We start from the raw sequence: 23,829 nt of genomic DNA on the forward strand, positions 1-23,829 counted from the left end.
ATCGTCTGATTTGAGGCGCACAGAAAATGCAACGAACGGGCTTGACGCTGTTGACTCACGGCGGGGCGGGATCTAAAAATGAATACGCCGACGGCTCCATGCGCGCCGCAACGGCGGGCGTGAAACTCTGGCAATCCGACGCGACCCTCGCCGATGCAATGTGCTGCGCCGTGGTCGAACTTGAAAACGACCCGCGCTTCAACGCGGGCATCGGTTCGCATGCGCGTTCGGACGGGGTGATGCAGATGGACGCGGCAATGATGACCAGCCTCGGTCAATTCGGCGCCGTCTCCTGCGTGGAGGGATTCAAAAATCCCATCGCCATCGCCCGGGCCGTATTGGAAAGCGAATACAATTTGCTCTGCGGACGCGGCGCCGAAGAATTCGCGCGCGACCGCCAATGCGAGCCATACCCGGCAGACGCTCCGACCCATACCAGCATGGATTTTTCAAATGAAGAGAGTGAAGATACAGTGGGTTGCGTCGCCTTCGACGGCGATCTATTCGTCGCCGGACTCAGCACCGGAGGCACGCACCAGTCCCATCCCGGTCGCGTCGGCGACGTGCCCCTGATCGGATGCGGCCTCTACGCCGGAACCGAAGGCGCGATCGCCTGCACCGGAAGCGGCGAAGCCATCACCCTGCAAATGACCGCCTACCGCGCCTATCAACTCGCGCTGGCGGGGAAAAGCCCGCAAGCGATCCTTGAAACCACGCTCGGCTGGTTCGATTCAGACGACGCCTTCGGCGTCATCCTCATCACCCGCGACGGCTTTGCAGGCGGCGCCAATCGGAGCATGGCCTGGTCCAGCGTTCGCGTTTGATTTTCTAAATTGATACGCCAGGCGTTTCAGTCCAGTGTTTTTGCGACATCCAGACCCATCGCTTCCAGCGACGCATCCATTTCATCCAGCAGGGAAGAATAGATCCGGTCCAGGTTCCGCTCGAAATGCTCGGAGATCGAACCGAAAGCAGAGAGGATTTCCTTCGTTTCGCAAAAGCCCTCGTTCACTGCATGCAAAGCTGTGACGAGATATTCATTCAGCGCCAGTTGAGAATCGACGCCCTTGTTTTTTTTCAGGAATTTTTCGAAGAACAGAGATAACATGCGGCCCAGTTGACACGCCACCGTAGCCGGGTCGTTGTCCTTCACAAGCGCCAAAGCCTCCGCCTCCGGGAAACTGGAAATATTGAGATGAGCGCTCAATTTTTCGAGAATATTTTCCGCAAGCAGTCGATTCGGGTTCTCACGAACCCCGAAAACCACATTGGACAAACTCGATTGCAAAGTCGCATCGAGCATGAAAGGCCCCGACGCATCCGAAGAAATTTTCGCCGTTCCTGGCGATTTGCGGGCGCGATTGTCCCGAACCAAAGCAGCATCCATGTCACACTCCGGTGAAAGATTAGAACTGGTAAAGACCTCCAAACATATAAAACCTAACGGTCAAACCGGAGCAAACATGAAGGGAAATATGGGCCAGGAAAGAAAGCGACAAGAAAACAAAGATATCAGTTGATTTTTGAAATGAAACACGTTTTAATAGCCGGTCCCTCGGTACCCATAAGGAAAAATGCCAGCGTAGCTCAGGGGTAGAGCAACTGATTCGTAATCAGTAGGTCCGCGGTTCAAATCCGCGCGTTGGCTCCATTTTTTCAAGGTGTTACGATTTCAATCGTGACACCTTTTTGTTTTTGTAGACACAATATAGACAGCTAGTTTCAATTAAGAAAGCCAAAAATGAAGCCACCTTTAATGAGTCCTGAGCTGCATAAGCAGTTTGCTAAAATTGCTGGCAAATTTTCTCCGTCTCTCCAGAATGCCTTGCTAGACATTGGTCCATTAAACATTCCTGACCGTAGAAAAGGGGGCGTAGCTCAATTTCTTTCTAGGGCTGTCGTGGGTCAACAACTTTCCGCGAGGGCCTCGACTTGTATTTGGCTCCGTATTGAGGCGGCAGTCCGTGAAAACCAGAACCAGATACCAAACTTCTTTTGCGAGGATAACTTTAGGTCCATACAAAAATGCGGGGTATCCAGAAATAAAATAAAAACCCTTATTCACATAAGAAACGCCCATGAGAAGAATCAGCTATCTGATGCTTTTTTCAAGAGATTGGATACCGAAGCTCGCTCGGCACACCTGACAAAAATTTGGGGTGTCGGGCCATGGACGGCAGAAATGACTTCATTATTTTATTTCCAGGATTTAAATATTTGGCCTGAAGGGGATATTGCCGTACAAAAGACATTTAAGAAGTTTATAGGTGAATCAGGAGAAGTGACAGCAAAGGAAGGAGCAGGTTTGTTTTCCCCATATCGATCATTTTTGGCTCTTTATATGTGGCGCATTGTGGATGGTGAGCTATAGATCCTCAGTCATTTAAAATATGTTAAAATTATTTATGTATCGAAGACTAAATGTTTCTATTATTTATGATCGCAGTAATTATCATTAATCTATGAATTGGAACAAATTTAAATTTATTGATTTATTTGCAGGGATCGGAGGAATTCGAATCCCATTTGATCGACTTGGTGGGACGTGTGTGTTTACCTCTGAATGGGACAAGTACGCCCAACAAATGTATTTTGAGAACTTTGGGGATAAGCCTAACGGTGACATTACCCAAATTTATGAAGATAATATTCCTGAGCATGATGTTTTACTTGCAGGATTTCCTTGTCAACCATTTTCGATTATGGGCGAAGGACAAGGTTTTGCTGATACGAGGGGGACTCTTTTTTTTGATATTGAAAGAATCATTAAGGCAAAAAAACCCAAGGCGTTTTTATTAGAAAATGTCAAGCAACTAGTTGGGCATGATGGAGGCCGTACTTTTAAAGTTATTATGGAAAGATTACGCGCCCAAGGTTATACCGTTTACTCAAAGGTCCTCAATGCTTTGAATTTTGGAGTGCCACAAAAGCGAGAACGCATAATTATTGTAGGATTCCGAGAAAAAATAGATTTTACATGGCCAAAAGGGACTCATAATTATCCACCGCTCGCAAATATTTTGGAAGAGGATTCCATGGTTGACCCCTCGCTTTTTGCTTCCAAAAAAATTCAACAAAGCCGCATTGATCTTTGCAAAAATATTCCTGACTATCCTTCGATTTGGCACCAAAATAAATCTGGAAATATTTCAGCACTGCCTTATTCCTGTGCTTTGCGTGCTGGTGCATCTTATAGCTACTTACTGGTAAATGGGCGGCGGCGGCTCTCAGCTAGAGAAATGCTTCGCCTACAGGGATTCCCAGATAGCTTCAAAATTGTTGTTAGCTACACCCAACTCAGAAAACAAGCTGGAAACTCCGTAACGGTTCCTTTGATTCAAGCTGTAGCAGAAAATATGATAGAAGCGTTGCGTACTCGAGCCCCCAAAAGACACAATCAGGAGCAAATGATCCTTATATGGGAAGAGGGAAGAATAAGTGCCTGACGTGGATCTAGAAATTGCAAAAGGACAACTAGATATCATAATAAAAAAGGCACGAGTACACCTTTATAAGCCGATTCAAATTGCAGAAATCTTGTACCGCTCTCGCGTCTATCAGGATATTAGTTTAGCCAAAATAGAAACCTACCGTACCCAATCGCGCCGATGGCGCGATGAGATTTGCGCAAAATTTTTAGGGCGCAAGTCTACCTCTTCTGCAAAGTTCCAAGATAACCTTTTTGAATCGAATGCAGTGCCTCCAGAAGTTCTAGTAATCTTAGGGCGGGCAAATGAATCTGGTATCGGCGCAAAGGCCGGGGCAGTGGAAGCCTATATTTATGATGCATTTCATACTCGCTATTTACAAATGTCGAACGGTCTCGATTTAGTAAGAGATGCAACCCCTGAAAACTTTAATCTAAAGGATTTCCTAGAAAGTTTTAGGAGAGAACCTGGGCTTGCTCGTAGCATTGATAAAATATTTGAAATTATAGTTTATGCTCTTTTCTCAAGTTTATTAGATTCACTGGATGCGCAGATAGGTGTAAGAGTTGAAAGTAATCAAATCTTGGAAGAATTCTCTGATTTCGCCGAAAAAATCCTAACATTAACCCCAGATAAGCCAGAGGTTAACTTCCGTCCGCATGTATATAGGGTAGGAGTAACTAATGCTGCAGATAGAGGCTTGGATATGTGGGCAAATTTTGGATTAGCCATTCAGATAAAACACCTCTCATTAACTTCCGCTATGGCAGAAAGTATTTCTACCGGGATTTCAGCAGATAGAATTGTTATTGTTTGTAAGGATTGCGACCGAGATACATTAGTTTCAGTATTGCGGCAGTTTGGTGTTGGTGGGCGCATTCAATCTGTCGTAACAGAGAGCGAATTAATTGATTGGTACGAACGCGCGCTCCGAGGTCACTGCGCCGAAAAGTTGAACAATTTAGTTTTAACTCGGCTTGCAAACGAAATCGTTGCAGAGTTTCCCTCTACGTCTGATGGTGAGTTCGAAGCTTTTTGGAGCAGCAGAGATTATGAGATACCAAATAGAGATTTTTGGACAACATAGATGCTTTTGTTGTCTATTACTTATATAAAAGTGATGAGAATTTTCAATTTCTTATTATCTAGATAATTTACAGCATATAAGTCTAGGAGCGTTAGAATAAGAATTGCCCATTCATTTTATTGAGATATTTAAAAGCCTCCAAAGAAAAAACCGATAAGCAAGCAAATAGTTCCCCTGAATGTCTGCAGCTTGTTTACTGATGATAAAAACTTTACCAAGGAAAATACAAATTGAGTCCGTTTTTTGAAATCGCCTATGCAGCTGTTTCGAATAGCCTCTGTTTGTTTACAGGAACAGGTTTCTCTAAAGCCATTTCTGAAAACGAGGCCCCCAGTTGGAAAGGGTTATTAGAGTCAATGTGCGATTTAACTGACAAGCCCGAAGAGCTTAAAGCTGGACTTTTCCCTAATGGTGAAGTTAATTCTTTGAGTTTAGAAGAGGCGGCGCAAGTAATCTCTATTGAACTAGAAAAAAATGGTAAATCAATTCATGAAGAAATAGCTGCTTTAATCAAGACTATTAAATTGAAGGGCGATAATTCTTCAATAGCCAAATTCCTAACGGCTTGGCCCTTTACAGTTATTTCAACTAATTATGACAAGCTGATTGAAACTCTCTCTGGAGAAGGAGACTGCTACTCATTATCTCCTGGGTTGCCAATACCTCGTTCGGAAGCTCGTGTGAAAGTGTATCACGTACATGGGTCGGTAGACTCACCTGTTAATATGGTAGTTACTTCTAATGATTATTTTCAGTTTATAAATAGTGAATCTTATTTCTCTAAGAAGTTAAGCACCATCCTTCACGAAAATTGCGTTGTCATTTTAGGGTATTCATTAGGCGACAATAATCTCAAGTCTATTCTTAGCAACTATAAGGGTTTTTCAAAAAATCATGTAATTAGCTCTAACATAATTTTCATATCCAGAACGGCTATTAATAAGCACGTTAAAGATTACTACTCTCATTGCTATGGCATTCGGGTTATGGATGAGATCTCTGTCCATCAATTCTTTGAAAAATTGGAGGCCACCCTTGACAGCGCACGTAGCAAAGTAGAACCCTCAATATCAAACATTAAAAAAGTTATTATTGAGAATAAAATTTATAGTGAAAGTTACGTGAGAAATGAGAATTCATTTTACGAAATTATATTATCGATCGCGGCAATTGGAAAGAGTATCGATGATAAAAGTATTGTAGCCGCCTTAGGTAAAGTAATTGAGATGAAAATTAAACTAACATGTGAGAATCATGCATGGGATCAATATACCCATCTTGCAGAATGGTTAATTTATCTTGCGAACATACTTGAGCTAAAGGGAACAACAATTGAAAGTATATATTTGAATGCCACCCTTAAATCAATGAACTCCATGAGCCAAGAAACTTATGTTGGCTATTCATGGCAAGCTTATAAATCATGGAGTGAGAAGTGGCTTGGCATCATCGCATCAAACAGGATTTTAATTCGCAACTATGTTGAAAAAAACTCCACTTCCCCAGATGCGTTATTGCTAGTAAAGCGTAATTAGCCCAAATAGCTAATTAAAGATGCTGCTAAAGTGCGGCATTACGCCTTCTGCATTTTTCTTAAGAAAGGTTATTATTTGCGAGGCTAATGGGACGCTGGGGCAGATCAAATAGAACAAATTGATTATAATTTCTATTTCACAAATCAACCTGGGGCGCGGGGACAGAGATACCCCGCAAGTCCCACTGAGGCTTTTCACTAAGACCTTCTAATTTATTTATAAACCTGCTACTGCCCAACTGTCCCACTATTTTGTGTGGATATATCATCTTCGTATTCCAAGATTGAGCTATCAATAGCGTAAAATCGAAATCTGCCAATTCCAGAAATTTGTTTTTTATATGTAAAACGATGCCCTTCGTTGATTCGGAGCAATCCTTTTTTTCTCAAATCTTCTAGAATTTCTTTATAATTTAATCCTTTGCACGCTTCCTTAAAACCATCAGTTGTGAAAAGATATATATTTTCATCTTTATCGAAGTATCCGATCAAGTCTCTAATCTGGGAAGATTCACTGTTGCTGGAATCCTCAAATCTACTTTGATGTCTTACTATAAATTCTTTGACTACATTTATCCCTCTAGCTGAATAGGATTGACTATCTTGGCCTTTTAGCCAAGTATTTCTTATGTGAATAATTGCATTTTTGATGTCTTCCTTTTCAAATGGAAGAATGCCAAGTTCAACAGCCAAATCCCCTGCTACCTTAACTAAAGCCAATCTTTGTAAAGCCCGGGCTTGCTCGGGTTCAAGACCTTTAATTTCTAATTCGGAATTTGCTGTTTCAAATGCATCTTTGATAAACCTTTTGAGTAACCCAAAATTTTTAAATCGGTTAATTATTAATTTAATAAAAGCTGGACCAGCAGTTCCGTAATAATTCGAGCATTCTTTTTTAATCTCCATTGCAAGTTGGCTTGCTGTTCTCCGATGATCTAGATCAAAAACCCCACCTTGTATTGGGATATCCATTAACCTTAAAATTTGCCCTGCCCTAGCAGTCTTTCCCTCCTCTTCAATTTTTTGTTGGGCAGAAATTTCCCCAGTAGATAAGAGCAAAATATGCCAGGAACGGGATTCTCTGATGCCTCTATCTGCATCCAAGGAAACCTTACCTTGCCCTCCAGTAACATCATAAATGACTTTTCCAAAGTCTTTCGCGTTACAGGTTCCTGCTTCATCTAGGATTAATATCCCATCATTATGAGAAGCAGCTAAGGCTTCTAATCCATTATGAGTGGTGTTCCATTTTCGAACATAGGCCAGCTTTGCGGCTTCCGATGGATCAGACCCACAGCCCCAGACACTAGCGGATAATTGAGCGGCGGTCGTTTTCCCGTGGGATGAACGCCCGTATAAATGGAATCCGCCTCCTTCTAAGCCTGCGGCCTTGAGTAATGGGCCTGCAAAGGAAACACAAAGACAAAAAATTAGATAGGGATGGTCTTGAGCTAGGTAGGATATGTTTTCTTGCCAGTCCTCAAGTGTGCCTTTTGATTTAATAGTAGCGGCTGAGGGGCTATGTTTTTCTGGCTGAAAAATGCAGTCCTCGTTTGCGTTACTACTTATAACTTGGTTGGGTAGCACATAGGTAAGTCGTCCATTTGGATTTTCTAGCCAACCTAATTGAGGAACGCAGGTTATTCTTGATTCAGGTTTGAATTGTCCTAAATATTTTAAAAAATTCCTTTCGTTCCCGGGAATGATATCCAGACCTTGAGACGCTAAATCTTGAGCTAGTTTATTTCCACTTTCGTGAAACCGTTCTTTGGGTATCGACTGCTTATGATGTTTGTTATCGCTATCAATCCATTCGACCAATACCCCCCAGGATTTACTTTCTATATTTCTCGTTCTTGCAGAAACCCAACAAGGGCTAGCTATTTTCAAATCAGGCTTCTTATCATCAAATGAAATTTGAAAAACACCATCAAACGATAGGTTAAATCCCTCTGGAATATCTATTTCACCCCAGAGTTTCGGCTCATATCGTTTTGGATTGTTTTTTTGATCAGAAAGAATAATACCTTCAATTTTTGATATCAAAACTTCATCCGACCAAGGATCAATGTTCTGATTATTCCATTCTCTTCCAAGCTTTAAAATTTTGTCAAAGGAATACCCGCTTTTAAGCCATTTTCCAACAGCAGGCAGAAATACCTCGTGCCGCTCTCCGTCCTTACAAGAAATAGGAAGTTCATTAGATGAAATGCGATTTGGTTTGGACGAATCATTTTTCGTTCGAATTGTCCTATCCTCTGATAGATAAATACTTTCGGGATTAAACAATTTTCCTTCATTTAAAAAACTATCGAACTCAGCATCAAAAGGGCATCTGGGAAGGAAATATAATTGAGCGGGTTTTTTACTGCATTGATCTAAATTGTGATCAAAAATTGAATTGAAATAGTTAAAAACCTTTCCTAATTGATTTGGTTCAATTGGTTTTTCAAATGGAATGACAACCCTCCATTTTTGTTTTTCAGGACTATGTGAAAATGTTGTATGAGCGAAAAATTCAACTTCATGTAATCTCGTTTGAATTAATTGCTTGCTGATTTCTCCATTGTCGAAATCAAGTGCAATTGCAGTTATACGATCAATGTTATTATTTGTTCTCTCTAGTTCTGACTTAAAAAGTCCAGGGATCCAGCCAGGACCATTTTTAGCTTTATTTCTTTTCGCTTTATCGCCAATATCATTCGGATTTAACTTATGATATTCATCAAATGAAATATTGCTTTTAATTGGATTTTTTAATTCATTACAAAATTCTCCCCAAGACAGAGAGTCTGGTTTTGGATTTTTATCAAACGTATTTGAAACTCTAGAAATAGAAATCTCAAACGCAGCATTCGTTTTCATCGTGGCTTCAATTAAGCTTTCCATCATCCACCTCAATTTCTACCGGCCCGACCAGTATCACTAGTCGATTGCCGGATTCCCGCTTTGACATAAGCTTTCAAAGAAGAGAGTTCGTATCGAACTGCCCTCGCCCCCACTCTTACAAATGGAATGCGAGCCCCTGCCCATCGGTCCCGTTCAAGAAATGCTTCGCTAACGTTCAAAAATTTTGCAGCTTCCCTAGTGGTCAATAATCTGTCTTGCTCTACTTGCATGGTTTTCTCCCAAAATCGATTAAAAATGAATGTGAAAAAGAGCAAAAATTGAGTCTGCCCTCATTAGGCATGCCCCAATTTCTTGCTCTTCTAGAGCTGATTCTGGATTCATTTTGACGTTTAAACCCAGAAGCATTTCAATCAGGACAACCAACTGTCCGACATATTAATAGATTTACAGTGAAAATCAAACAAATAATTAACATGCATTGTAATTTTAATGAACAAGAGCGGGGAGCGAGAAAGCGCAACCGGCATATAATTAAATAGTTATTGGAAATTATAGGATGTAAAAAATATTTCTATTTCCTCAACAATTCAATTCGACTTTCCATCTACTATTTTGATTATTATGAAACTTAAGAGAACTGAATGCACATTAAATGGCGGGAATCGGAAGGAATAATTAGGCGGGATCAAACAACCTCCAACATTTTCAAACAATCTCAGCCGACTTCAAAAAAGAGGCGGCTACCGGGACTCTTTCTTCCAAGAAAATCATCTTCTTTTGCCCATTGCTGTTTGAAGCATCCAGTAATTTATCTGCAATTTTTTGCATGGGCTTTCGCAACCTATCTATGTCAGAAATAATATACCCTGCAGTCACATCGTTGTTCATTTTATGATTTACCAGCCTTTTGATTGCATAAGGAGATATTTCAAGGCTCTCAGCAATTGTAATAAAAGTTCTTCGCAAATCGTGAATTATAAAATGAACTTTTGATTGTTCTATTACCTTTTTGATTGAACGTTTTGGCTCTATTAAATATCCCCGACCATCCTTTCCGGGGAAAACATACTCATTCACAGCCAGTTTTTTTCTCTCATTCAAAATTTTAACCAAAAAACTAGATAATGGTAAGTTTAAAGGCTCATGATTTTTGGGGTCTGGGATTAACAAAGTTTCATCTTTAAGATCAACATTCTCCCAAAGCAGTTGAGCCGCTTCCTGCCTTCTAAGACCGGAGAATAATAAAAATAGTAAATAGTCTGCTATGACATGAGTTGAATCGGGGTTTTCAGGCATTTTAAGAGAAAGAACTGCATCAAACCATGCAGGAAGCTCATGCGCTTTAATCACTGTCTGCCTTCTATGTTGACGATACCAGGAGCGTGTATCAGTCAATATCAAAACAGGATTTTCATAGAGAATTGACCGTCCGCTATCATCATGCTGGGTGACTTTCACATAACCCAAAAAAGACCTCAAAAACCGCATGGCTCCATTGGCATAAGCATGCCCTCTCTTCTCTCCTAGCTCCCTGTGTCGCTTTATTATCATGGGTTTTGTAATGCCTGTGATTGGTTTCTTATGCCAATCAGAAAAGGCCACATTAAACATTCGCTCATAATCGTAAAGCGTGTGCCTTTTCAAATTTTTCTTGGCGTTTATAAACTCTTGGTATGCCTCAACAAGAGTTATGGCTACTTGTTTTTGTTTTTTCTTTTCAGCAACAGGATCGATCCCTTGAGCAATTTCACCCAGCAATTTTTGAGCTTGTCGCCTTGCCTGTTCAGCAGTTAATTCTCCAAAATGCCCCAAGGTCATTCTGCGAATTTTGCTACCTATTCTTTTTTCAACAATAAAAGATTTGGTTCCGGATGAGGTGATTCTTACTCCAAAACCTTGAAGGAGGGAATCTCGAAGGAAGGCTTGTCCTTCACGAGGAATCGCAACACGATCGATGATCGTTTTGGTAATTTTGACCTTCTGATTTCTCGATTTTGTAGACACTATGTAGACACCCGAGTTCAAATTCACTCTGGCAGTCTAAAAGAAGGTCCAATAAAAAGTCAACTAACTATTTATATTTAAAAGTCTATTAGAACAACATCAAACTTCTTCAAAAACCTTCAAACAGGTCGAAATTCGTTTCGTAATCAGTAGGTCCGCGGTTCAAATCCGCGCGTTGGCTCCATTTTTCCAAAGCCTTACGAGCAAGACCTTCCCGCCGAATTACCGCTATTGCCCACATGGGTTCAATCGTCAACAATCTGCACGCAAAAAATATTCGCCTTATCATCAACTCGCTACATCCAAGGATACAGGTAAAACTAATCAATGCCGGTGGAATCCAGAAACACTTGGTACAAACAAAGTGTTTCAGAACTTCATTTCATCAATAAGGTTTTTAGATTTTCACTAATATAAGACCTACAAAATCTAAACGTTCTTTAATTCCCTTATAGAAGCAGGTAAAATTCGGGTTAAAGAATACCAAAAGATTTTTGAATTGTAATACTCAGAATATTGCTAATAAATAGGGATAAGGTATTTAATGGAAATTGAAAAAGCAATTGAATTAGCCTTGAAAAACGTTGCAAAACACGGCGACACGGATATTTTTCCCATTCCATTCGAAACTCACGTTTTTTTTGATAATCCAATGGAGTGCAAAAAGCTCTTACTGAATATGCACGCTAAATTTGATAGCTATATTGCGCAAACACCGCCTGCAACATTAGAGACACTCACTCAAGTCGGTTATACGGGATTCAGGTGGGCTACTCAAATAGAACCATTCTGGAATGTATATTATTTAGCTTTGGTTATTTCCATTGCCGATAAGATTGAGGAGGAAAGAATTCCATTGGATGAGGAAACGGTATTTTCATATCGCTATGAATGGGATGATGCCAACGCAAAGCTTTTCAAACCTAGTACATGGCAAGATTATAAAAAGAAAGGGATAGAGCTAAGCGATAACTACCAGTTCGTGGTAGTTACGGATATTGCCGATTTCTATCCGCGCATTTATCATCATCGCATAGAAAATGCACTTAAAAGGCTTTCTAGTGTAGGAGAAATACCAAAGAGGATAATGGATTTGTTATCATCATTCTCAAAAAATGTTTCTTATGGGCTGCCTGTTGGTGGCCCTGCATCAAGAATTTTAGCTGAGCTAGCCCTTGTAACAACTGACCTGCAATTAAAGAGAAGAAATATTACCTTTTGTAGATATGCTGATGACTATTCCATATTTTGCGCAAATAAGTCTGATGCATATAAATTAATTGTGCTTCTTTCAGAGAAACTCCATAACGAAGGACTTTCTCTTCAGAAGAAAAAAACAAAAATTATTACAACGGATGAGTTTAGAGAGACCGCGCAGCTCCTCGATCCTGCGGATAAAACCGATCCATTGGCTGAAGAAGAGCAGAAGTTGCTAAATATTTCCCTGAGATATGATCCTTATTCCGACACTGCTGATGAGGATTACGAGGCCTTAAAATCTGCTGTAAAAGACGTAGATATAATAGGGATATTGGGACGCGAAGTATCAAAAACAACAATTGACTCAACTGTTACAAAACAAGCAATTAATGCCATATATGCACTAGAACCTCAGGAAAAGTACGGCGCACTATGTACTTTACTTAAAGATGACAATCTTTTCGTTTTGTCTCCCGTTTTTGTTTTGGTTATGAGAGCCATTAGGGGAGTATATGATGATATTCCTGAGGATGGGAAAGACTTTATCGATCAGCAACTAGCACTATTATATGAATCTAAATCACACTTACTTGGCGTCGATTTAAATATCAGTTATTTTATCCAAGCTCTGTCAAGACGACGCTCACTACCTAAGGAAGAAATTTTAATCGATATTTTTGATCAAACCACAAAGTCGCTAATCAAGCGTCAAGTGATAATGGTTATGGCAAGTTGGGATTGTCATTATTGGTTGACAGATATCAAAGGCCACTACGGAGGGTATACAGTGTGGGAAAAGCGCGCGCTTATTATTGCCTCGTACTCACTTGGCGATGAAGGTAAACATTGGAGAACACATATTAAAGAAACTTGGAGTGAAATGGATATCCTTATTAGAGGCTGGTATTCAAAAAGACTTCAAAATGCAAAGAAGTTTCCAATATGATATCAGAAAAAAATATAGCGGGTGAGTTTAAAGGATTTTGGAACGAATCACTACCTTTACTAATACCTTCATTTGTCCGTGTATTTAATGAGGCCAGTATGGATGATCTTACTGAATACGCTCACTCAAAAATGCAAAGAATACCTATTGGCAAGGATGTAGAAAAGCATGACTTAGTAGCAGAATTTTCTTTTCAGATTGCAAAATGGACGCATGATAAATCTTATGGAGTTGAAATTTTAAGACAGGAACCCAATTGCATAATAGAACCGTATGAGAAGTCTATTAAGTTCCTGCAAAAGTATAAAAACGAAGAAGGCAAAATTGTACTTAACGAGGATGAAATTACTGAATCAATCGACCTAGCTGAACAGTATGAATACTTTCTGGAGCATTTAGGCTCCGATGATATTGAATTTAGCCCCACAATTGTAGGGGCAGGTTTTTTGGGTAGGTGTAAAGCCGATCTATCCGTAGGTGACACGCTTTACGAAATAAAGACAGTCTCAAGAAACATATCAGGAAAGGACATAAAGCAACTTCTAATATATTTGGCTTTGCAGTATTCGACTGGACAAAGACGGTGGAAGAAGGCAGGATTCTATAATCCGCGAAAAGCTCAACATTATAAGTTCTCAGTTGACCATCTAATCCATAAAACTTCCGGTGGAAAGGCTACGGCTGAATTTTTCTCTGACATAGTTGATTTTTTGTCTAGCCGAGGTGTTGAGCTTGATACGGCTTTTTAAAATATTAAATGTCACTTTTTAAATATAACCTTCCCTCAATTAAATCCATTGAGTTCTAGTTTTTCCGACTTGATTTGGCCCGCCAATACTCTCTGAGCGTTTAATTCCCGAGCGGTCATAGAATAGGCTACAATAGCTCTGATAAAACGTATCTTTGCCTCCTCGCGTGGATGAAAAACTGCGCGGTTTGGCTGGAAAAGGTTTTTTATGATAAGCGTTCCCAAGGGTTTCTTGAAAAATGCATTCGGTTTCTTTGCCGGATGCTTCTTCCTCGTATTCTTCTTACTGCCTGACGAGGGATTGGCTCGCGAGAATCCTCCGGCCTCGATCTCTATTGAAGACGCAAATTGGGACCTTCATTCTTCGGGCGTGCGCTCGCGCATGTTCATGGATCTGTATCAGTGCTCGATTTACCTGCAACATGATGAGGCTGATCTTGTGTCGATCCTTGAACTCCAGCGCCCGGTCGCGGTGCGCATTCGGGTTTTGATTGCCGAGCTTCCCGACCAGGTTCCCGACCCGTGGCGGGAGGCGATCCAGCCGGAAATTTCCGACAAGCTCTATCATCGTTTTAAAAAGCAATTCTTCAAACTGGGTCAGGACGACCTCTTGACCTTCACTTATCAGCCTGGGGGTTCGACTGTTTTTTATATCAACGGTGAAAAAAAGTTTTCGGATTCTGGACCGGAATTGATGCGCTCGATGCTGGAGCAATGGATCGGCCCGATCCCTATCTCAGAAGATTTGAAAATGGCCTTACTGCTGAAGAAAGGAGATTAAAAATGACTTCGAAAAGCGATCACTTAAAGAAATTGAAAGATCAATTGGCAACCTGGGAAAAGCAAATCGAACAACTCAAAGCAAAATCTGAAAGCGTTAGCGCAGAGGCCCAGGTGAAATATTATAAAGAGATCGAAGATGTACGAATGCTTCAGAAAAGCGCCCAACAAAAACTGGATGCCTTGAGCGCAGGAGGCGAGGATGCGTGGGAAGAACTCAAGCAGGATATGGGGAGCGCTTACGGAAACATCAAATCCACATTGTCCAAAACCAAGAAAGCTTTCAAAGAAGGTTTGAACGAAACAAAGGAAAAGTAACGCTTCAATATCGAATCCACATTGTCCAAAACCAAAAAGCTTTCAAAGAGGGTTTGGAAGAAACAAGGGAAAAGTAACGCTTCAAAATCGAATCCACATTGTACAAACCAAAAAGCCTTCAATAAGGCCTCGACAATACCAGGGAGAAATGACATGGATAAAAAAGAAGAGTTTCAAAACAAATTACAGGCCCAGTTAGACGATTGGAGCGCGGAAATCGACCAGCTCAAAGCCAAAGCCGACAAGGCGGAAGCAGAGGCGAAACTGGCATATTACAAAGAGATCGAAGAAATTCGCGGCATGCAAAAGTCTGCACAGGACAAACTCAATGAATTGAAAGAAGCCAGCGAAGAGGCCTGGGAAGACCTGAAAGAAGGGGTAGAAAGCGCCTGGGGCTCTTTAAGCAATGCGGTTCGCTCGGCCATCTCCCGATTCAGTTAATCCTTCAGGCAAACAACCGAACCAGTCATGAAGAAGAATCTTAAAATCGGCGACAAAGCCTCTCTCGTTAAAGTATTTACGCAAGAAGAAGTCGTCAACTACGCTCAACTCTCTGGAGACGTCAACCCGATCCATCTGGACGAGTCATACGCCGCCGGAACGGTTTTTGGAAAACGTATCGTACATGGCATGCTGGTCGCCAGCCTGTTCTCCGCGCTTGTCGGGGTGGAACTGCCGGGAGAAGGTTCCATCTACCTGGGACAAAGCCTGAGCTTTAAAGCCCCCGTGTTCATCGGCGACCGTGTCACCGCTACGGTCGAAATCATAAAAATCCGCGAAGACAAACCCATCATCACCCTGCGCAGCCTCTGCGTTAACGATGCGGGGCAAACGCTGATCGAAGGCGAAGCCGTCGTCAAGTATGTGTAAAACAACTCCAACTCTTCTTATCAGCCGTTAAGCCGGGGCTGCAAATATTGCCGGATTTACTCTCGCCCCCTTCTTAGAAGGACACCCATATAGCCTATCGTGACAGTGAACAGGCTGACTCCGTAATGTATCATCGTAGAAATCCAGTAGGCGCCGGGTTCGTTGATGGAGTCGTAGATTTCGTGGCAGGTCCTGTTTCTTCCCGCGAAGCATTCGACGCTTCCGCTGAGCAGGGCGCCTGCAAGGAAATAGAGCATCACCGCTCCTAACGCAAAAAATATAAAGATGGCTTTCTTATGATAGAGGCTGAAGCCTTGCAGGCCTTGTCCTTCCGACCCGCGATCTTTCTCAAAGCGTTTCAGGAACGCCGCCATGCGCGGCACGATCCAAAAAGCGAGCCAACCCATCGTCGCCAACATGAGCAATCTGAAATAAATATCCAGCGATGACGGGAATTGCGGCGCGAAATGAACGCGAGCGCTGACGGAGACAATGAAAACGGCAAGGCCTGAGTAGAAAAGAAGCCCGTCCCGATTGTCTTTTGACGGAGGCGGCAGACTGGCGAATGTCGCTTCTTTTTGCTCTTTCTTCTTTCGTTCCTGCACCTCCCAATACTTCGCGAAGACGATCCCGCAGGTGACGCAGGTGTCTGCGCTGTCTTGTTCTGTTTTGCATTGAGGGCATTTCATCATCGCCGCCGATTGAGTTTCGCCTGCCTCTATCATAGTACAAAATCGGTATGATTGAGAATTTAGCGCTTTATCCGGTAAAGGAGATCGAATGTCTCTTGCGCCTCCCTCTTCTTTTACGCCTACTTCCTCAATACTTACGGGGACTTCCGCTTTCATGCAGAAAATCAGACTATAAATCCTATGCTTTGAATCGCTTATCGGTTTATCATAGAGAGTGCGGATATAATTCTACGACGAGGCTTCTACGCGTCGATGGATTTCCTCGACCCCGTGAAAGAAGAGGTTTATCGGCCCTGAGCGGCTTTAACTGTTCTTCTAAATAATCTGAGAGTAATGAATGGTTTTTTCAAAACGGTTGTTAAACATTATTGCCCTTCTATTATTCCTGCAGTGGCTGGATGGCGTCGCCCCTCACAAGGGCTTTGCAGAATCTATTGACGACACCCGCGTCGCAAACAGCAACGCTTCCAAGGTCGTTGACGAGGAATTAGACGCTTTGATGGAGTTGGACCTTGAGGACTTGCTGGTAACGGTCGCCTCCAAGCAGGATGAAAAGCTCTCGGATGCGCCGGGGATCATCACGGTTATCACGGCGAAAGATATCAAAAATTATGGCGCCAACAATTTGATGGACCTTCTGTCGCGCCTGCCCAACGTTTACGGCTACGGCACGGCGGCGGGCATGAACAGCGTGACGTCGATACGCGGGCAGACGCTTGGCTTTCAAGACGTGCATGTGTTGTTCCTGCTCAACGGTCGACCGATGCGGGAAAACGTTGCGGGCGGTCTCAATATTCCCATCTATTCGACGCTTCCTCTCAATGCAATTGAACGGATCGAAATCATTCGCGGTCCGGGTTCTGCCCTTTATGGCACCGGCGCCTTCTCTGGCGTGGTCAACATCATCCTGAAAAATTCCGAGTCCGAAGAAGCGAACGCCTTTCAGGCGGGATACGGCTCTTTCGACACGAAAACGGCGGCGGGCATTGTCAGCGGCAAGAAAGACGACTGGGACTATATGGTTTCCGGCAACGTTGCCGACGCCGAGGGCTGGCGTTTCAGCATGACGGATGAAAACAACGTCAACAACACGACGAGTCTCAATCAGAAAACCCACGGCATGGTGGCGCATGCGAGCAAGAACGGATTCACCTTTACCGGGGCTTCGCTTTACGACGCGCGACAGAATCTGGGTTCCACGCCGAACTGGCCGATCAGCCACCTCTACGAAATCCGCCGCAGTATGTTCGACCTTCAATACGAACAGGAATTGACGCAAAACTGGAAGGCCACCTGGAACTTCACCTACAATTTAATGGATCTGGTGAACTCAACCGACACCGATTTTCTTTCTGAAAATATGCATGTGGAAGGAGCGGTGCGCGGCAAACTGTTCGACCGGGTCAACCTTCTTGCGGGAGGCGTGTACAAACGCCTGGGAGACGACCCGGGCGTGGGCCGGACTTTTTGGGTGAACGAACACAGCCTCTATGCACAAGCAGATTACGATGTATTCAAATCGTTGAATCTGCTGGTCGGCCTTCAGTTGAACAAAGTGCGAAAAGTAGACTACGACCTTTCGCCCCGCTTTGCCGCAGTATGGCATATCACCCCGGAGCTTGGCGTCAAAACGCTATACTCCAAAGCGTTTCGCTCGCCCACTGCGGGAGAATTGAAAGTCTTCACAGCCAGCTTTATAGGCAACGAGTCGCTTCGCCCCGAAACCATCAAAACCTTTGACGCCCAGATTTTCTACAAAAAAAGCAATCTCTTCACCGCTCTGACCTATTACGACAGTCGACAAAAAGACACGATAGAACTGGTCTCTTCCGGCGCGGCTGTAACTCCAAGAAATGGGGAGAAGGTGCATTATCAGGGCGTCGAATGGGAATGGAAGTTGAAACCGGAGCGGGAATGGGAATTCAGCGGGTCGCTGTCCTATCAGGTCAATGAAAACGATTCAGGCAGTCCCGATGTCGGGCGCATCTCCAATTTCATGGCGAAAGCAGGCGTTCTCTATCAATCTCCCCAAGGCTATTCGGTCGGCCTGTTCAACAGTCACTTCAGCGACGCGCAACGAATCAACAGTGCGCGCCGGGTCAACCCAGAGGCCGAAGCCTACAATCTACTCACTCTCAACGCATCGATGGACGTTCCTAAAAAAATGATTCCTGGGGGCTGGCCCGATGTCCGCCTCAATCTATACGTCGACAACTTACTTGATGAAGATATTTATTTCCCCGAAGTCATCAGAGGTATCATTAACACGATCCCCATCCATAGCGGTATCGGGGCGTTCGGCCAAATCGTTTTGAAATTCTGATCTGGTAACGATTATGAAGAACAAACGAAAATTCATTTGGCTTTCCCTCTATATCCTTATCTATTCCTTTTCCGTATTGTCTTCACACGCCTTAGCGACAGAGAGTGAACTGAAAAACAAAACCAAAGCCGTCTTCATCTATAAACTGCTACGTTATATTTCCTGGCCGGAGAGCAAGAAACCTCCTTCAAATAAGCCTTACATGCTATGCATCGTTGAACAAAACGAATTATTCGGGCATCTTAAATACATCGAAGAGAAAGATAAGGGATTTGTTGTTCAGGCAATCAAAGACTATTCCGATGCGGATGATTGCCATATGGTATTTGTTTCTGCCTCCAGTAACATCTCTACACAACAAATACTACGGGCCACAAATAGCATATTGACGATTGGAGAGTCCTCTGATTTTTTTGATCGCGGCGGCATGATTTATTTTTCCTATGGCGCAAGCGGCTTGAAACTTAATATCAACCGCAGTCGGCTGATGGAATCCGGCCTGAAAATCAGTTCCAATTTATTGCGCTTTGCAGACATCGTGAAATGAATACAGACATACCCAGCCTCGATTCAGTCCCCAAAAACGTTCGTCGGCGTTTTTTCATTTTATCTTTCATCCTCTGCCTGGCGATCCAGCTATACACGCTGATTCTTTGGCAAGCGCTTGTTAACGAGGAACATGAAAATATTCGCTCCACGGTCAGAAAGGAAGCGGAGAAATTCACCTTGGAATTCAAGGCGGAAATCACCAATGGAATCGTCGCCCTTGAACGAATGGCGGCGCGCATTAAAAATCACACCGCCTTGCCCGGGCACACAAGTCCTCACGTGTCGCTTTGGATTTTGGATGCGCAGTCTTTTTTAGCCGATTTCAATACGCTCGATTCAATAGGACAATTCGACCAGAAATTAAACGAACGGTGGAAGGTCACAAAGAAATCAGAAGCGGATCAAGCCAGCATGCAAGCGTTTCTGAACCGAGAAATCAATCTGGCCAATAACAATATCAAGTCCACCTTGATCCATTCTGCGACCTGGAGCAATTCTAGAAATCTTGTGGTCATCATTCCGCTGATGATGGGGGATAAAACGAAGGATTATCTGATCGCATCCTTTAACCTTGACGATCTGATCAGCAATATCCTTTTTAAATTTCCCGTAGAAGATTTTTCAATTATTTTCTCCAATAGCATGGAGGTTTTTAACAACGATCGGCAGTTTGATGATTATTCAAAATCCCCCTATGGCGCGCAGGAAGAAATCAATTTCCTCGGTCAGAAATGGGATCTCTATATTTGGCCAAACCCTGTTTTTCTTGAACATGGTAAAAACATATTGCCCGGCGTTGTGCTGTTTACCGGCATCCTGACCAATTTATTAATTATCGCCATCCTGTTCTTGTCCTTCAAAACATGGGTCGGATCAAAGAAGATTCTGGCCTTGAATCAAACGCTGGAGTTGAACGTAGAAAACCGGACCAAACAATTGCGTCTGGCAAAAGAGGAAGCGGAACGGGCCAACAGAGCCAAATCAGAATTCCTGGCCCGCATGAGCCATGAACTGCGCACGCCCATGAACGCTATTCTGGGCTTCACGCAACTGCTGGAAATGGACGGCTCTAATCTGACCGAAACTCAAAGGGACAATATACAAAAAGTCATTTCTGCCGGAAACCATCTCCTGGAACTCATCAACGAAGTGCTCGACTTATCGAAAGTCGAATCGGGCAATTTGAAATTGACCTTCGAGCTTATCGACATAGTGCCTCTGGTTGACAATGTCTTTTCCATTTCAAGACCTCTCGCTAACCAGCGCGGCGTCTCTCTCGAATACGAGAGAATCCCTGACGAAAATTATTTTGTCAAAGTGGACCCGCTTCGCATGAAACAAGTGGTGTTGAATCTGGTGTCCAATGCGATCAAATACAATAAACAAGGCGGTTCAGTTGTGGTCTCTTATGAAAAACCCAAAGCCAATAGAATTCGACTTGGCATCCGCGATACGGGACCCGGAATCCCCCATGAAAAACAAGACCGGCTGTTCAAACCGTTTGAGCGTCTTGACATTGATCAGGATCAAATAGAAGGGACAGGAATTGGTCTGACCATTTCAAAACAATTGGTCAATTTGATGAACGGGGCGATCGGCTTTCAAAGCGCGCCGGGCAGGGGCAGTTATTTTTATATCGACTTCCCTCTGTCTGCCAACATCACACAAACCGACGCAAAGGATAAATCTCTCGATGCAGAAGAACCCGCATCAGTTAAAAACAGCAAAAAGCAGATTCTTTACATTGAAGACATTCCCGCCAATGTGGAACTGGTGAGGCAAATACTGTTAATAAAATCCAATATCGATTTGCTATGGGCAGGAAATGCAGAGGACGGGATCTTGAGCGCGCAAAAGAACATCCCGGATTTGATTCTGATGGACATCCATCTACCCGGCATGGATGGTTTGACCGCATTCAAGCAATTGCAACAAATCGAAGCGGTCAAACACATCCCTGTGATCGCTCTTACAGCCGACGCCATGAATTTTGAGGTCAACAAAGTTTCCGACCTTGGATTCCACGCTTACATAACGAAACCCATCAACGTTGCGGCCTTCCTCAAAATCATCGACGAAATTTTACAGTAAGCCCGGGCGCAGATAACCGCGCTTCGCTTAAACTTTAAATTTACTCACCAGGCTTTGCAAATCGTTCGCGAGTTTTGACAACTCAACCGCCGCTTCACGAGTTTGACTCGAACCGTGAGTGGTTTCCTGTGCCGCCGTAGAGACGCCTGCGATATTCTCGGCAATCTCGCTAACGCCTTTGGAAGCCTCCGACACGTTACGCGTCATCTCGTTGGTCGTGGCGCTCTGCTCCTCCACAGCGCTGGCGATGGTGTTCGAAATATCATTTGTCTTGTTGATGATTTCGGTGATCTCTCCGATCGCCTCAACCACATCGCCGGTGCTTTCCTGAATCATCTGAATCTTCTGGCTGATCTCTTCCGTCGCCTTTGCGGTCTGCGTTGCCAGTTCCTTGACCTCGTTGGCGACGACGGCAAAACCTTTGCCCGCTTCACCAGCGCGCGCAGCCTCGATCGTTGCGTTGAGCGCCAGCAAGTTGGTTTGTTCCGCAATCGACGTAATGACCTTGATCACCTCGCCAATCTCCTTGGAATTATCGCCCAGCACATTAATGGTCCCGCTTGTTTTGCGAGTGATCTCGACCGCTTGCGACGAAACCTTCGCCGCCTGCGTGGCATTGCTTGATATTTCCTTGATGCTGGCGCTCATTTCTTCAGAACCTGTCGCCACGGTTTGTACGTTGGAACCGACCTCCTCGCTGGCCGCGGCGACAACTCCCGCCTGAGCCGAAGTCTCTTCCGCATTTGCAGACATCGTGGCGCTGGTCGCGGTGAGTTCTTCCGCCGCCGCGCTGACCGATTCAGCCGTCTGCCCGATTCGCCCCAGGTCATTTCGCAACTCATTAAAAAACTTGCTCAAGCCTTCGCCGAGTTGCCCTATGGCATCGGCGCCGCTGACCGTCACGCTTCGAGTGAGATCACCTACTGACGCCGAAGAAACCACTTCGAGTATGCTGTTCACTTTCGCCTGAAGCTCTTCCGCCTCTTTTCTTTCTTTCTCCGCCTGCTGTCGCTCCGCTTCGGCTTGTTCTACAGCGAGCGTTCTCTCACGTTCATCCTGCTCGGCTTTCTGAGTCCGTTGCAACGCCTCCTGTTCTCGTATTTTTTCATCATTTTCAATTTTTTCCTTCGCCTGTTTCAGCATGCCCTGCAAGGACTCTTCGAAATCCCCCTGCAATCCAAATTGCTCCTTGCTCACATTGCCTGCCAGTATCTCGCTGGATGATTTTAAAAAGACCTGCAGGCTCTTCAACATTTCGTTAAAGACTTTTCCCAATTCGCCAATCTCGTCATTAGATTTCACAACCACAAGATCCTGCTTGAGCTTTCCATGAGACATCGTGCTCAACTTGCCGGCAACTTCCACCAGCGGCGCTGAAATGGTTCGGGCCGACATCAGTCCCAGAGCTACGATGATGATCACGCCGATGAAACCAATAATCAGAATCGTATTTCTTAAATCTCGCGCAGGCCCGAGGGCTTCTGCCTCGTCAATTTCCGCGATGAGAGCCCATTTCTGATCCGCAATTTTTACCGGGGTGTACGCGGAAAACACGGTTCCGCCCGTGTAATCGATCAGAACTTTGGCGCCGGTGATTCCAGACAGGCTTTCGCGAGAGGCGTCTGTATCCACCTTTCCATTCGCCGGATCCGCAAAAGACGCTTTCACGCTATGCCCGACGGGATCGAGAAAAGAATCGGATCGCATCAATTTGTCGGAACCCACCAGATAGGTTTCCCCCGTTTTCCCCAGTCCCGAACGCTCTTGCATGATGGCGTTGATATCTCCCAAGGAAACCTGAAAGGCCGCTGATCCGATATAATTTCCCTTGGCGTCCATCAAGGGAGTCGCAATAAAACTAGCCGCTTCATTGGACGGATCGTACCAGGAAAAGTCCTCGAAAACCGTTCCCGATTTCGACTTTTTGAAAACCCGCGCCAGACCAGAATTGGACAGGGGGCCTGATATTAAATTCGTTCCAAGGTCGGATTCTCTGGCGACGGTATAAACCACATCGCCGTTCGGAGCAATGAGGAAGACGTCATAAAAACTAAACACTCTGTTGAATGTATCTAACCCTTCATGATGTTTACTGAGAAAATCCTTATAGGCCGAACTCTCAAGCCCTCCGGAATGAAAGGCCTCTCCAAAATCTTTCATCCCGTTCGCGAATCTTAAATTTTTTGGGATGTCTTCCATGAGCTTCAATTTATTTTCAAAATATTTTTCGATCTGAAGCTTTTTCACTTCGCGCAGGGAGGACAACTGATTGATCGCCTGCGTTGACAATGCGGAGGTAGACTGGTTCAAAGAAATGAGGGACACTGCGGAGAGAGGAACAATTCCAACGATCAGAAAAAGAATGAGCAATTTCTTTCCGATATTCATATGACCTCCAATGTCAAAACT

20 protein-coding genes and 1 tRNA gene are annotated in these 23,829 nt (G+C 43.8%); 15 read left to right on the forward strand and 6 right to left on the reverse strand.

What is annotated here, in order from left to right; translation table 11 throughout:
• The first annotated feature begins 26 nt into the window (after positions 1–26).
• Positions 27–824, forward strand: a complete 798-nt coding sequence (locus G3M78_01715; protein ID QPJ64184.1) for a hypothetical protein — start codon at positions 27–29, stop codon at positions 822–824.
• Positions 825–850: 26 nt separating this feature from the next.
• On the opposite strand, the gene G3M78_01720 is transcribed toward G3M78_01715, so the two are convergent.
• Entirely contained in the window at positions 851–1,387 is a 537-nt protein-coding gene (locus G3M78_01720; GenBank protein ID QPJ64185.1) for a hypothetical protein, read from the reverse strand.
• Positions 1,388–1,576: 189 nt separating this feature from the next.
• On the opposite strand from G3M78_01720, the gene G3M78_01725 reads away from it, so the two are divergent.
• The 5 genes from G3M78_01725 (at position 1,577) to G3M78_01745 (ending at position 6,050) form a co-directional block, all read left to right on the forward strand.
• A tRNA-Thr gene (locus tag G3M78_01725) sits at positions 1,577–1,651 on the forward strand.
• Positions 1,652–1,741: 90 nt separating this feature from the next.
• A complete protein-coding gene (locus G3M78_01730; protein ID QPJ64186.1) occupies positions 1,742–2,371 on the forward strand; it encodes a DNA-3-methyladenine glycosylase 2 family protein in 630 nt (209 codons plus the stop codon).
• Between the two features lie 91 nt (positions 2,372–2,462).
• On the forward strand, positions 2,463–3,446 hold the full coding sequence (locus tag G3M78_01735; protein ID QPJ64187.1) for a DNA cytosine methyltransferase: 984 nt from the start codon (positions 2,463–2,465) through the stop codon (positions 3,444–3,446).
• A gap of 1 nt (position 3,447) precedes the next feature.
• Positions 3,448–4,515, forward strand: a complete 1,068-nt coding sequence (locus G3M78_01740; protein QPJ66735.1) for a HaeII family restriction endonuclease — start codon at positions 3,448–3,450, stop codon at positions 4,513–4,515.
• A gap of 230 nt (positions 4,516–4,745) precedes the next feature.
• On the forward strand, positions 4,746–6,050 hold the full coding sequence (locus tag G3M78_01745; protein ID QPJ64188.1) for an SIR2 family protein: 1,305 nt from the start codon (positions 4,746–4,748) through the stop codon (positions 6,048–6,050).
• 227 nt (positions 6,051–6,277) lie between these two features.
• Here the strand turns inward: G3M78_01745 and G3M78_01750 are convergent, their stop codons facing one another.
• The 3 genes from G3M78_01750 to G3M78_01760 form a co-directional block, all read right to left on the reverse strand.
• The gene (locus G3M78_01750; GenBank protein ID QPJ64189.1) at positions 6,278–8,938 is read right to left on the reverse strand and encodes a DUF927 domain-containing protein; all 2,661 of its coding nucleotides are present in this window, start codon (positions 8,936–8,938) and stop codon (positions 6,278–6,280) included.
• 8 nt (positions 8,939–8,946) lie between these two features.
• Complete coding sequence (locus G3M78_01755) at positions 8,947–9,168, reverse strand: helix-turn-helix domain-containing protein (protein ID QPJ64190.1); 222 nt, start codon at positions 9,166–9,168, stop codon at positions 8,947–8,949.
• 436 nt (positions 9,169–9,604) lie between these two features.
• Entirely contained in the window at positions 9,605–10,855 is a 1,251-nt protein-coding gene (locus G3M78_01760; GenBank protein ID QPJ66736.1) for an integrase family protein, read from the reverse strand.
• Positions 10,856–11,447: 592 nt separating this feature from the next.
• On the opposite strand from G3M78_01760, the gene G3M78_01765 reads away from it, so the two are divergent.
• The 6 genes from G3M78_01765 to G3M78_01790 all read left to right on the forward strand — a co-directional run bounded on the left by G3M78_01765 (position 11,448) and on the right by G3M78_01790 (position 15,765).
• Positions 11,448–13,049, forward strand: coding sequence for an RNA-directed DNA polymerase (locus G3M78_01765; GenBank protein ID QPJ64191.1), 1,602 nt, complete (start codon positions 11,448–11,450; stop codon positions 13,047–13,049).
• The gene (locus G3M78_01770; protein ID QPJ64192.1) at positions 13,046–13,798 is read left to right on the forward strand and encodes a hypothetical protein; all 753 of its coding nucleotides are present in this window, start codon (positions 13,046–13,048) and stop codon (positions 13,796–13,798) included. Before G3M78_01765 ends, G3M78_01770 begins: the two co-directional genes overlap by 4 nt.
• Before the next feature lie 207 nt (positions 13,799–14,005).
• A complete protein-coding gene (locus tag G3M78_01775; protein ID QPJ64193.1) occupies positions 14,006–14,578 on the forward strand; it encodes a hypothetical protein in 573 nt (190 codons plus the stop codon).
• A 2-nt stretch (positions 14,579–14,580) separates the two neighbouring features.
• Positions 14,581–14,895, forward strand: coding sequence for a coiled coil domain-containing protein (locus tag G3M78_01780; GenBank protein QPJ64194.1), 315 nt, complete (start codon positions 14,581–14,583; stop codon positions 14,893–14,895).
• Between the two features lie 153 nt (positions 14,896–15,048).
• A complete protein-coding gene (locus G3M78_01785) occupies positions 15,049–15,336 on the forward strand; it encodes a coiled coil domain-containing protein (GenBank protein QPJ64195.1) in 288 nt (95 codons plus the stop codon).
• A 27-nt stretch (positions 15,337–15,363) separates the two neighbouring features.
• Positions 15,364–15,765 carry a MaoC family dehydratase gene (locus tag G3M78_01790; protein ID QPJ64196.1) on the forward strand — a complete coding sequence of 134 codons (402 nt, stop codon included), beginning with the start codon at positions 15,364–15,366 and terminating at the stop codon, positions 15,763–15,765.
• A 56-nt stretch (positions 15,766–15,821) separates the two neighbouring features.
• Here the strand turns inward: G3M78_01790 and G3M78_01795 are convergent, their stop codons facing one another.
• Entirely contained in the window at positions 15,822–16,490 is a 669-nt protein-coding gene (locus tag G3M78_01795) for a hypothetical protein (protein ID QPJ64197.1), read from the reverse strand.
• A gap of 304 nt (positions 16,491–16,794) precedes the next feature.
• Here G3M78_01795 and G3M78_01800 point away from each other — a divergent pair, with 304 nt between their 5' ends.
• Genes G3M78_01800 through G3M78_01810 form a run of 3 tightly spaced genes read left to right on the forward strand, consistent with a single transcriptional unit; the run spans position 16,795 to position 21,420 of the window.
• Positions 16,795–18,780 carry a TonB-dependent receptor gene (locus tag G3M78_01800; protein QPJ64198.1) on the forward strand — a complete coding sequence of 662 codons (1,986 nt, stop codon included), beginning with the start codon at positions 16,795–16,797 and terminating at the stop codon, positions 18,778–18,780.
• A gap of 13 nt (positions 18,781–18,793) precedes the next feature.
• Positions 18,794–19,327 carry a YfiR family protein gene (locus G3M78_01805; GenBank protein QPJ64199.1) on the forward strand — a complete coding sequence of 178 codons (534 nt, stop codon included), beginning with the start codon at positions 18,794–18,796 and terminating at the stop codon, positions 19,325–19,327.
• Entirely contained in the window at positions 19,324–21,420 is a 2,097-nt protein-coding gene (locus tag G3M78_01810; GenBank protein QPJ64200.1) for a response regulator, read from the forward strand. Before G3M78_01805 ends, G3M78_01810 begins: the two co-directional genes overlap by 4 nt.
• 27 nt (positions 21,421–21,447) lie before the next feature.
• On the opposite strand, the gene G3M78_01815 is transcribed toward G3M78_01810, so the two are convergent.
• Entirely contained in the window at positions 21,448–23,808 is a 2,361-nt protein-coding gene (locus G3M78_01815; protein ID QPJ64201.1) for a HAMP domain-containing protein, read from the reverse strand.
• Between the last annotated feature and the right edge of the window lie 21 nt (positions 23,809–23,829).

It is taken from the genome of Candidatus Nitrohelix vancouverensis (genome assembly GCA_015698305.1).
Lineage (GTDB): Bacteria > Nitrospinota > Nitrospinia > Nitrospinales > VA-1 > Nitrohelix > Nitrohelix vancouverensis.